This is a genomic window from Oceanobacillus jordanicus, from assembly GCF_022095695.1.
In the GTDB taxonomy this organism is placed as follows: domain Bacteria; phylum Bacillota; class Bacilli; order Bacillales; family Amphibacillaceae; genus Oceanobacillus_B; species Oceanobacillus_B jordanicus.
The window spans coordinates 1-11,431 of the sequence record NZ_JAIFZM010000018.1 but is presented as its reverse complement, the minus strand read 5'-3'; the positions used below and the strand labels follow the sequence as shown (position 1 = coordinate 11,431).

Here is an 11,431-nt window from a genome sequence, read left to right as displayed (position 1 = left end):
CTCGACTTATTTAGACTATCTAGCGTACTTTATTTCCATTTGTCTATGATTGTATTGGCATCAGCAGTCAGAACAAGGTACGCCTCGTCTGTAAGGAAGTTGTTGTTCTTTTGATTATCGAGTAGGTTTTTAAGATTTTCCAGATGCTTGATTACTTTATCACCGCGCTCTTTTCTCTCAAACTGTTCGACTGATCGAATGTGAGCTTGTACTGCTCGGGATACGCCTGGATTTGAAAATGCCCCATTATCCAAGTAATAGTCCACAATCTCTTTCATGTCCCCAGCATTTTCAGGGGATGTCCCCCCTTCGTAACCTAGTGCGTTATCTAGCGCGTTTTTTCCACCAACAACAGGAAAGGAAATAGTACTTTCGCCTAGGGACACGTCAAATGTTGCACGGTTGTTGTCAGGGATTAACCATCTGTCATCACTCGCTGCAATCACAATACCAATTCGATGCCCTTCTTTAAAAATATAATCTTCCGGCAATGCCTCCCATTCGAATGAATATGAATTTCCGGGAATTAGCGGGTTAGACGTGGATAACGACTCCCAATTTTGGGCATCCATCCAGCCGTGTGTTACGATCTCGTATGGGGCTTCCACGGTCGTCTTTTCTGTTTCTTTGTAGCAGGCATCATCGGATGCAGAGCTCTCTCCCCAGCAGGATTCAGAATCTAGTGTACGAATCCCCTCTCCACGGTCACGATGGTCCACCCTCTCATCAACACCATAATCGACGACTAATGCGGTTAAATGCGTATTTTCTTTATCTACAATAGCATCGAGCTTTAGCTCTGGAACCCCACTTAAGTGCACCTCATCCCCTAATTCCGGAGAGAGAAATAGGAGCCTGTTTTCTTTTGAATTAAAGGCATTTTCCACCATTTGTTGTTCGGTTTGATAAGGATCATCTGTAAAGGACTGGGTGCTAGCATCTAATAATGGGCTTGTTAGCCATGTGCCTGGGAGGGTTTCCGAAGCTGGTGCAAATCGCACATTGACAGCAGAAGCCTTTTCGTTAGGCCAAGCGGATTGAGTTTCCCACTCGTCAGCTGCCCGCTCGATGTCCACTACTGGATCATCCATGATGCCATTATCAATATCAAGTAACCAATAATCAAACCATTGATGGAGGGTGTCTACCCATTCCGATCTACGAAAATCAAACGGATCAACATGGCCAGTCTGTGTTAGCCAAAGCTTTCTCGGTACATCGTTCTCTGCTAGAGCTTCCCACCAATTAGAAAAATGATTTGCTTTAACGTTATAATCATTTATGCCATGAATGGCAAACACACTTGCCTCCACCTGATCGGCATTTTTCACAAAGTTACGCTCGTCCCAAAACGCATTATAATCACCGGTTTCGTCATCGGCCGCCAAGCGCATCTCTTCCCGGACAACAGCACAATCTTCTACACGCTCGCTGCTTGTTACAAGGCGTGATAGATTACCCGGACCATTTGTATAAAAAGGTGTCCCTCCATAGCGGTAATAGTCATACCAGCTGCTGATAGCACCGATTGGCACAATTGTCTCTAAACCTTCCACACCAGATGCAGCAGCAGCGTTTGCTAAGGTTCCGTCATAGGACTTCCCAATCATACCTACTTGCCCGGTTGACCAATCAGCTTCCATTTCTTCACCAGCTTCATTCCACGCTTTTCCTTTACCGTTTAGCCAGTTTATCACGACATTCACACTTTCGGTCTCTTCTTCCCCTCCAGTTGGCGGACAGCCATCAGAGTTATTGGTTCCTACCATATCTACTTGTACAACCGCATAACCTCTCGGCACAAAGTAGTTGTCGTAGAATAGTGGAAACATTTCATTTACTCCATCGTGATCTGGGTCCTTGATTTCCGATTCATTTCCACGCCCAAGTCCTTCATAGTATGGACTCGCATCCATAATGATAGGGACGCTTAAGTTATCTTCTGTTTCCAACGGACGAATAATGTCTACAGCGATTCTATCAAGTTCCCCATCTCGATCACTATCCATGGTGGATTCTACATAGATCGTTTCCGTAATCGCATCTTGATAAGAATAAATGGGTTCCGTCACCCCATTTTCCAGCTCGTATCCTTCCTTTTCCTGCGCGGTATCAGCCGCACCATGTACGATTTCAGGAGTGGCTAGTGCAGACAAAACAGCAAGTGACAGGACAGCATGTACTACTTTTTTATTCGTTTTTCTAAACAATACATTCCCTCCTCTATTAATCTAGTATAAAAATAGCATGTAAGGAGGTAAGCTAGAAGAGGGAGAAGCACTATATTTCAGATAATTTAGATTTTAAAATAGATAATTGGTTCTGATAAAAAGGAACGTCTTTAGAGAAGGTTTTCAAGTATATTTGTCGAATAATTATAAAGGAAGGAGAGATTAGACAGTGGATAAATTGCGAATTTACTCTTCAAAATAAATAAATTTTGAGGAGGAGAAGAAATGAACATAACATTTCAAGGTAGTAAAGACATAGACAAAGAACAGGTCATAAAATTATATAATGATGTGGGATGGTATGCGTATACGAAGGATCCAAACACTCTGTACAATGCGCTACAGCAGTCTCTTAACGTAATCTCTGCTTGGGATGGTGAGGAGTTAGTCGGCCTAATCCGTGTCGTAGGCGATGGGTTAACGATCCTCTATATCCAAGATATTTTGGTATTAAACGCTTATCAAAACCAAGGAATCGCTACAAAGTTGATGGAGCAAGTGATGCAGAAGTATGAGCATGTGCGGCAGAAGGTCTTGTTAACAGAAGAGGCACCAGATGTGAGGCATTTTTATGAGAAAAATGGCTTCGAGTCCTGTGACAAGGGTTCATTGGTGGCTTTTGCAAAACTAGAAGGATAATAAAAAGTGCAGGGAGCCGTAAAGAATCCCTGCACTTTCATCATTCTATTTAAGTGGCTACGTCTTAAGATGAGGTCCAAGCGCCACCATTAACATGGATAGCTTGTCCTGTGATATAAGAACCTTCATCTGAAGCCAGTAGTACATATGGCATTGCGTGTTCAGATGGTTGGCCAGGTCGGCCCATTAACGTGTCTTGTCCGAACCCTTCTACGCCATCTTCATCAAAGGAAGATGGAATAAGTGGGGTCCATACAGGGCCTGGTGCTACTGCATTGGCACGGATTCCTCTCTTCGCAAGGCTTTGGGCAATGCTTCGAGTAAATGCCGTGATAGCGCCTTTAGTTGCGGAATAGTCCATAAAGATTGGGTTCCCTCGATATGCGTTAATGGAAGAAGTACTAATAATAGAATCGCCTTCCTGCATATGAGGCACTGCCGCTTTTGTTAAATAAAATTGGGAGAAGAAATTGACTTGGAATGTCTCTTCAAATTGTTCATCTGAAATATCTTCAATATTTTCTCGAACAAATTGGATTGCTGCATTATTTACGAGAATGTTCAATTTGCCAAATTCATCAACTGTTTTTTGTACGAGATCTCTACAATGAGCGGCATCTTTAATGTCCCCAGGAAGTAGCAGGCATTTTACACCTTCTGCTTCAACTGCTTTTTTCGTTACTTCTGCATCGTCATGCTCATCAAGATAAGAAATGGCAACATTTGCCCCTTCCTTCGCGTAAAGCATTGCTACAGCGCGTCCGATCCCGCTGTCGCCGCCTGTAATTAAGGCGCTTTTTCCTTTCAGTTTTTCTGAGCCTTTATATTCAGTTGGCTGTGCCGGTAATGGGTTCATTTTTGACTCAATACCTGGTTGTTTCTCTTGTTTTTGTCTAGGGGTACTACCCTTTTGCATCTCTTTCGGATCCATAAGTGACATTACCTCCTTGATTAAATACATTACTTTTTGCGTCACAATAGTCTATTCCACCCTATGGTGAGAAGAAAACATGAGATAGCGCTTACGATTAATATTAAAAAAATTCCCTTAAAAACACCTTTATCTACTGCCAAATTGAATTTGCGTAATCCCCGAAAAGAATGAGATTATTTCAAGTTATAATGATAATCTAGTAAAAGTGGTAAAGTAGGATATACTTAATATATAAAAAAATAACCGCTTGGTGCTGTAACACCAAACGGTTAAGTGCAGTAGCCCTTCAAGGGGGCAGCTCACTAATAAGATGATAAAATAACCACCACTTAATTAGCTTGCTAGGCTGGGATGGTTATTTTTTACACGTTAGGAAGTATAAGATTTTAGTAAGGAAGCAACATCCACGCAGTTAAAATTTCGAGGTGCCAAGTATCAGAAAAACTTTCACATTCGCTAAAGGACGAGCGATTTTTTTAATGAGGATCGGCACAATTAAGGTCCAAAAGAGATCCTTAATTTTAATTAGGAATGAAAGTGTGCACTTTTACAGTATCCGTGTGTATTTACTTAGTTAATGGGATTTTAATTTCTTCACCAACTTTAAGAATGGAGCCTTGGCGATCTTCAACCGGAGCGAAGGTCATCACATATTCGTCCTCGGCACCCTCTACTTCACCTTTACTAAAAATTGGATCTATCTTTTCATTTGCTGATTGCAAAAACACACCAGATTTTTCGTCATCAACACTGTAACCATACTCTTTACTATTTTTCCTTGCATTAAGGAATTGATGTTCCAACTTGCTCATTACCCTGTATTGCATGCCACTTTCATCTGTAAGGAGCTTTGTATCAGATCCAGTCACCACAACTCGTGTTTCAAGATCTGAAAACTCAACTTGCTTAATGTTGTATGTTTCTCCTTTAAAAGTAAATTCTTTATTTACTTCCACTGTTTCTCTATCCGAGACAGCAGATGGTTTGAGTTTGAATTCTAGAGGCCATGTCGTTTGTAAACTCTCCATTCCACTGTCATTCCAGATTGTTAAATTTTCGATTTCTAAACGAATTTCTTGATCTGCATATTCTTTAATTGAAGCAAAGGATAAAGCTTCCGTTATTTTATTTTCCTTGCTATCGTAATAGCTGCTTCCCCAACCAACATTATCTAAAGGTACTTTTTGTCCACTTTCAACTATTAAATTAATTGAACTTACTCCCTCAAAAAGGTCAATATAATGATTTTCTAGATTTGTTTCTTCGCTCTGATAGGTAAGTAAGAGTTTTGTCTCCTTATCATCCGTCAAGACTCTGTCAAAGTGGACAGTTATGTCATATTTTTTATCGTAGAATGTTTGATCAAGTGCTTGCCCTTTTCCTGATATAACTGCCATTCTAACACCTGTATCATCAATATGCTCGCTGGTAAATATTTTATTATATACCTCTTGTATAGCTGCTAATGCGGGTGTGAAAGTTAATGTCGAAACAATAGTCAAACAAATTGCTGCGACAATCAAAATTCGTTTATAATAAGCGACCTTTTTATTTAGAGGACTAGTGGGAATCTGGTTATCAGCTATTTGATTTTTCTTTTCGCTCTCTTTTTTAGCTTGCATGACCCCTAATTTTGCCCTATTATGCAATTCCTCTGGGATTTCAATTTTTTCTAACTCACGTTTTACTTTATTACTCATACATATCAACCTTTCTAACCTTTTTTTCAAGCTTAGCTAATGTACGATATAAAACCGATTTTACTGTTCCCAGTGGCAATTCCTCGATCTTTGAAATCTCTTTAAGGGTATAACCGTAATAAAACTTCAAAAGTATTATACTTTTTTCGCGTTCATCTAAAGTATCTAGTAAATCTTGTAGGGTTAACGAAAGAGGTAGATCATGATCATCTGACTCAATAAAATCTTTTTGTTCAAGATTTAAGTGAATTACCTTCTTTTTTTTCCTTAGGACATCAGTTGCACAACTTTTTGCTATCTTTATTAACCAAGTCTTAAAAAACTCCGGATTCTTCAAGGTGTTAATTTTTTTAAACGCACGATAAGCAGTTTCTTGAACAACATCAAGGGCATCTTCCTTATTTTTCACATACAAATATGCCATCCGATAAATGTCTTTTTCGTACTTTTGAAATAGTGATAAAAAAGACTCTTCATTGCCTTTTTGTGCTTTATAAACTAAGTCAATAATTGTCACTCACCTACATTTCCTTAATGTATTTTACTTATTAGACGCACGTTTTAGTTGTTTGGCTTCATCTTTATGAATATGACATAATAACAAAAAGCAGGAGAGAACTCCTGCTAAAATGTCTCATTGCTGTTTAGACAATGTTGATGAATTTGCGGGTTACTATTTGTTGAAGAAGTTCCTCGAAAAAAGGTGGTGGATAATTAAAGCATATAGAAAAGAATGTTGAGATACTTCAGTTTAAAAATACTTCTCTATCTTAACTTTTCCGCCAAATTGCCTTTGTGTAGGCAAGTCTCATCCCGGCTCTTTCCATATTCCGCTGGCTTGTGCTCAGGTAGGCTGCCTCTCCGACTAGCAGGTGGCAATTTGCCTCCAATGCGTGTTTAATCCGTTCTTGAAGTAGTGCCTGGTGTACCCCTTTATTACGGAATTCTGGTAACGTAGCTGCCGCCGCCATCTCGGCAATTCCATCCTGGATAAACAGTACCCCAATACCTGCAGGCTCTTGTCCGATAGTAGCAAGGTAGAAGCTCCAGCCTGTTTTCCCGTATAAAACAGCATTATTTTGTGCGACTGCATCTTTTAAAAAAACAGGCATTTGAAAGGCTTTCGTGTAAATGTCTGCAAACGTATGGAAGTCATTTTTAGCGAGTTTATGTATGGCCACTTCAGGATGATACACGGGAAAAGATTCCTCACAGGCTCCGTAGAGTGTAGTATGAAATCGAATCTGGCTATATCCCCTTTCCGTTAACAAGTTTAATAGCTCCTCAGATACAGAAGCTGGCGTTAGCTCGAATTGGGCAGGGATTTTTCTCTCCTGAAAAAAGGAAATAATTTCGTCTATCTTATCTATATCCTTTCCGTGAAGCCCCCTCACTGTGTTAAACGCAGGACCAGGGATTTGCTTAGCAGTAAACGCTACCGCCTTCCCAAACAGCTCCATCTCTACCCGCATGGGGTTTCCCTGAATTCCTTGAATTGCTTTCAGTCGGGAATCAAGTACTGCTACCTCCATTTTCTCTATCTTCTGAACGAGAGATGGTGTCAAAATTCGATGCAATAGGATCACCCCTTTCTTTTTATATCTGCCTGCTTAATATAGTTTCTTAGAAAGTCAAAATAACTTAAATAGCTTCTCCAAGTCCCCAAAAACATGGTTCACACCCTCAACGTAATAAAAACTCGATGCTTCTTCTGGTGAAAACGCCTTTTCCCTGTAGATAATAACTTTTTTACCATAGGCTAATGCCAAACCAAGTTCAACATGGCTACCCTTCCCACCCGGTAAATACAGAATAAATAGGTCACAGTCTGCCACTGCCTGTTTTTCTAATGTGCCAATCCTTTCAAGTTGGTCAACAGTGTTTGCACGTTCATTTAAAGTCCAATCGTATGTATTCACATGTCCTTTAGAGAAAAGATACTGACTGACAGCTTGGACATTTTCTTTGTTTTGAAAGCTTGATGCAATATAATATTTCATCCTGTATCTCCTTCTTCTTTTTATGGTAAGCACCTTTATTATACCACTATGTCAAAATATTCAATTATAAACAAAAATTAATAAAAATTACAGGCACATTAATTGTTTGAAAGCGAAAGTATCCGATATAGTAAAGAGATGTCTTAGGTTTTTACATAAAAAACCCACGATTAACAAAGATAGAAAGAAGGAGAGGATATATATGGCTACATCTGCGAATTCATTTAATCTGCCTAAAGGCCAAAAAATTGCAATGATTATAGCATTGCTAGTTGGCGCATTTATGGGGATTATTAATGAAACGCTTTTAGCGACAGCACTTCCAACGATCCAGCATGCGTTTCAAATATCACAAGCTCAGGTTCAATGGCTGACAACAGCATTTCTTATGGTGAATGGGATTATGATCCCGATTTCAGCTTACTTTATTGAACGATTTACGACCCGCGGGCTGTTCTTAACAGCAATCAGTCTATTCGGAATAGGAACATTGACTGCAGCGCTTGCTCCTGTTTTCCCTGTACTACTGTTAGGGAGGGTTATTCAAGCATCTGGCTCTGGGATAATGCTGCCACTCTTAATGACAGTATTGCTGGCGATTATTCCAGTAGAGAAACGTGGAACAACAATGGGATTGATTGGTATTGTCATTGCGTTCGGACCTGCAATCGGACCTACCTTATCCGGATGGCTACTGGAACACTTCGAGTGGCGGGCACTGTTCCTCACTGTACTACCAATAGTGGTGGTTACCATAATCTTGGCAGCACTTTTCCTCAAAAATGTGACGGATCTTGGCAAACCAAAGTTAGATGTCCTATCGGTTATTCTTTCTTCACTTGGGTTTGGAGGGTTTCTTTACGGATTTAGTATTGGCTCAGAGCACGGCTGGGGAAGCGCTGCTGTCCTGATTGCGATTATCGGCGGAGCAATTTTAATTACGTTGTTCATACTGAGACAATTGAAGCTTCGACAACCGATTCTCGAGTTCCGTATTTTTAAATTCCGTATCTTTAGCCTGGCGATTGTAATAACAATGGCAGTGATGATTTCTCTAATTGGTGCAGAGACACTCCTTCCACTATTTATGCAAAACACACTTGGATTTAGCCCACTTGAATCAGGGCTAATGCTATTACCAGGAGCCATTGTTATTGGAATTATGTCTCCGATCACAGGCATTCTGTTTGATCGATTTGGTGGTAAGTATCTAGCAATCACGGGTCTTACCATTGTTACGGTAACGACCTTCTTCTTCACAAACTTATCGATGGAAACATCATTTGCTTACCTGTCCACAGTATATGCCATTCGGATGTTTGGTTTATCTTTCGCTTTGATGCCAGTTATGACATCGGCATTAAATCAGTTACCACCAAAATGGTATGCACATGGATCGGCAATGGCTAATACATTGCAGCAAATCTCAGCTTCGATCGGTACAGCTATTCTTGTCACCTTGACGACAGTTGGGGCGAAGCAGTTTACACCAGAAGAAAATGAATCAGCAGATGCGATTGGTCAGCTTGCCCAAATCCAAGGGTTTGAATGGGCGTTTATGGGAAGCACCGTACTAGCATTCGTTGGTCTACTACTCGCATTTTTCCTAAGCTCACCAAAGGAAGAAAAAGAAATGACACGTAAGATTAATGAAGAAAGCATGTCAGAGTAAACGAAAAAAGCTCTTCCATAAAGGGAGAGCTTTTTCGTTTATATATAAAGTTAGGAGGTTTGCTGGTCGAGCTTCGCTTGTTTATGGATGGTATGCTTTGTTCCCCATTCATGCATTGCTTCTAGGATAGGCTCTAGACTTCTCCCATATTCCGTCATAGAATATTCTACTTTTGGAGGGACCTGTGGATACACAACCCGCTCAATAATGTCCTCTTCCTCCAGCTCACGTAATTGTTTTGTTAACATTTTCTGTGTTATTCCGGGCATACTGCGTTTAAGCTCACTGAATCGTTGTGTCCCCTTTTGCAGTAAATGAAGAAGAATGATGGGCTTCCATTTTCCGACCAAAATACTAAGTGCATCCTCAACGCGACATAACTCTGGTACCTTATCCATGCTTTTCGCTCCTTTAGTATCCCTTTGTATACTATACCACTTTATAGTGCGTACTTCATAAAAAATTCATTATACCTTACAATAGCATTATAATGGAAAAATAGAAAGAATGCAGATATAGATTATGTTAGATAGAAAGGTTGAGAATGAATGGAAAAATATCGTATAGATCCTAGCAAAGGAATGGAATTCGGGCTTTACACACTCGGCGATCATCTGCCAGACCCACATACAGGAAAACGAATTCCTGCACAGCAACGCATACAGGAAATTATTGAATTAGCAAAACTGGCCGATCAGGCGGGAATTGATTTCTTTAGTGTCGGCGAGAGTCATCAGGACTTCTTCGCTACCCAGGCACATGCCGTTGTTTTGTCAGCAATCGCCCAGGCTACAGAGAATATAAAAATTGCCAGTTCCTCGACTATTATTAGCACATCAGATCCCGTGCGTGTTTATGAGAATTTTGCTACAATTGATCTAATTTCTGGTGGGCGTGCGGAGATTGTTGCCGGGCGAGCATCAAGAATTGGCTTGTTTGATTTACTTGGCTATAATGTTCGCAATTATGAAGAGCTTTTTGAAGAGAAATTTGATTTATTAAGACAAATTAATGAAGAAGAGGTTGTAAACTGGGAAGGCGAGTTTCGCGCTCCGTTAAACAATGCCAAAATTCTTCCACGCCCACTTAACGGCTCATTGCCAATCTGGCGTGCTGTCGGTGGTTCGCCTGCAAGTGCGATTAAAGCTGGCTATGCAGGTGTACCAATGTTCTTAGCCCATTTAGGCGGACCGGCAAGCAGCTTTAAACGATCAATTGATGCGTATCGCCAAGCAGCTCAAAGCCGAGGGTTTGATACGGACCAGCTGCCTGTTGCAACTGCTGGATTCTTTTACGCGGCGGAAGACATGCAAACGGCGCTTAGGGATATGTATCCACATATTAACGAAGGTATGAAGCGTACAAATGGACAAGGCTTTCCAAAACAAGCTTTTGCACAAGGTGCAGACCCGCATAGTATTATGAATATAGGGAGCCCAGAGCAAATCATCGAAAAGATGCTTTACCAGCATGAAATGTTTGGCCATCAGCGCTATATTGCCCAAATAGATTTTGGTGGTATGCCGTTCGATAAGCTACGTAAAAACATTGAAATCATCGGTACAGAAATTCTTCCGGCAATCAAAAAGCATACAGCAAAAAAATAGAGGTGAATTCAGATGAAGATTGTGGGACTATCCGGCTCAAAAGTTGGCTCCAAAACAAGAACCGCTATGAATTATACGATAACGAAATTACAAGAAAAGTATCCAGAAATAGAGACAGAACTACTCGACCTAGCCGATTATGATATCCAATTTAGTGATGGGCGCAACTACCTTGATTATGAGGGAGATACCGGCTATGTGACGAAAACGATCATGGAAGCAGATGCTGTGATTATAGGAACCCCAATATTCCAGGCTTCTATCCCGGCTACTTTAAAAAATATCTTTGATCTACTGCCAATAAACGCTTTTCAAGATAAGGTCGTCAGTATGCTTGTGACGGCTGGATCTGCAAAGCATTTCTTAATTGTAGAACAGCAATTAAAGCCGATTCTTGGATACATGAAAGCCCAAATCGTGCAAACCTATGTGTTCATTGAAGAAAGTGACTTTTATCGCAAAGAAATCACCAATGATGATGTCCATTTTCGAATTGAAAGACTCGTCGAAGACACCGTCGTATTAACTGATACCTATACGAAAATTCGCGAAGCTAAAGAAGCGGAGTATGATTTTTAAGTTATAGAAAGTCGCGCGGGAAGAGTAGAAAGTGGACTTCTGTCAAGAAAATAGACACTTTAAAATGGT

Annotated in this window: 11 protein-coding genes; 4 read left to right on the top strand and 7 right to left on the bottom strand. The window is 40.5% G+C overall.

What is annotated here, in order from left to right; all coding sequences use genetic code 11:
- Window positions 1-29 precede the first annotated feature (29 nt).
- Window positions 30-2,210 carry a Xaa-Pro dipeptidyl-peptidase gene (locus K3T81_RS16655; RefSeq protein ID WP_238021102.1) on the bottom strand — a complete coding sequence of 727 codons (2,181 nt, stop codon included), beginning with the start codon at window positions 2,208-2,210 and terminating at the stop codon, window positions 30-32.
- Between the two features lie 246 nt (window positions 2,211-2,456).
- On the opposite strand from K3T81_RS16655, the gene K3T81_RS16650 reads away from it, so the two are divergent.
- Window positions 2,457-2,870: a GNAT family N-acetyltransferase gene (locus tag K3T81_RS16650; protein ID WP_106898399.1), complete on the top strand. Its 414-nt coding sequence runs from the start codon at window positions 2,457-2,459 to the stop codon at window positions 2,868-2,870.
- A gap of 64 nt (window positions 2,871-2,934) precedes the next feature.
- Here the strand turns inward: K3T81_RS16650 and K3T81_RS16645 are convergent, their stop codons facing one another.
- The 5 genes from K3T81_RS16645 to K3T81_RS16625 all read right to left on the bottom strand — a co-directional run bounded on the left by K3T81_RS16645 (window position 2,935) and on the right by K3T81_RS16625 (window position 7,504).
- A complete protein-coding gene (locus K3T81_RS16645; RefSeq protein WP_238021101.1) occupies window positions 2,935-3,801 on the bottom strand; it encodes an SDR family oxidoreductase in 867 nt (288 codons plus the stop codon).
- Between the two features lie 569 nt (window positions 3,802-4,370).
- A complete protein-coding gene (locus K3T81_RS16640; protein WP_238021100.1) occupies window positions 4,371-5,504 on the bottom strand; it encodes a DUF4179 domain-containing protein in 1,134 nt (377 codons plus the stop codon).
- Complete coding sequence (locus K3T81_RS16635; RefSeq protein WP_234368408.1) at window positions 5,497-6,021, bottom strand: sigma-70 family RNA polymerase sigma factor; 525 nt, start codon at window positions 6,019-6,021, stop codon at window positions 5,497-5,499. Before K3T81_RS16635 ends, K3T81_RS16640 begins: the two co-directional genes overlap by 8 nt.
- A gap of 253 nt (window positions 6,022-6,274) precedes the next feature.
- On the bottom strand, window positions 6,275-7,036 hold the full coding sequence (locus K3T81_RS16630; RefSeq protein WP_420830849.1) for a GNAT family N-acetyltransferase: 762 nt from the start codon (window positions 7,034-7,036) through the stop codon (window positions 6,275-6,277).
- 99 nt (window positions 7,037-7,135) lie between these two features.
- Window positions 7,136-7,504, bottom strand: a complete 369-nt coding sequence (locus K3T81_RS16625; protein WP_238021098.1) for a group-specific protein — start codon at window positions 7,502-7,504, stop codon at window positions 7,136-7,138.
- A 202-nt stretch (window positions 7,505-7,706) separates the two neighbouring features.
- Here K3T81_RS16625 and K3T81_RS16620 point away from each other — a divergent pair, with 202 nt between their 5' ends.
- Window positions 7,707-9,176 (top strand): MDR family MFS transporter, encoded by a 1,470-nt coding sequence (locus K3T81_RS16620; RefSeq protein ID WP_106898395.1) that lies wholly within the window; start codon window positions 7,707-7,709, stop codon window positions 9,174-9,176.
- Between the two features lie 50 nt (window positions 9,177-9,226).
- On the opposite strand, the gene K3T81_RS16615 is transcribed toward K3T81_RS16620, so the two are convergent.
- Window positions 9,227-9,574 carry a winged helix-turn-helix transcriptional regulator gene (locus K3T81_RS16615; protein ID WP_036578047.1) on the bottom strand — a complete coding sequence of 116 codons (348 nt, stop codon included), beginning with the start codon at window positions 9,572-9,574 and terminating at the stop codon, window positions 9,227-9,229.
- A gap of 150 nt (window positions 9,575-9,724) precedes the next feature.
- On the opposite strand from K3T81_RS16615, the gene K3T81_RS16610 reads away from it, so the two are divergent.
- Complete coding sequence (locus K3T81_RS16610; RefSeq protein WP_238021097.1) at window positions 9,725-10,783, top strand: LLM class flavin-dependent oxidoreductase; 1,059 nt, start codon at window positions 9,725-9,727, stop codon at window positions 10,781-10,783.
- A 12-nt stretch (window positions 10,784-10,795) separates the two neighbouring features.
- Window positions 10,796-11,362, top strand: a complete 567-nt coding sequence (locus K3T81_RS16605) for an NADPH-dependent FMN reductase (RefSeq protein ID WP_238021096.1) — start codon at window positions 10,796-10,798, stop codon at window positions 11,360-11,362.
- Window positions 11,363-11,431: the final 69 nt, after the last annotated feature.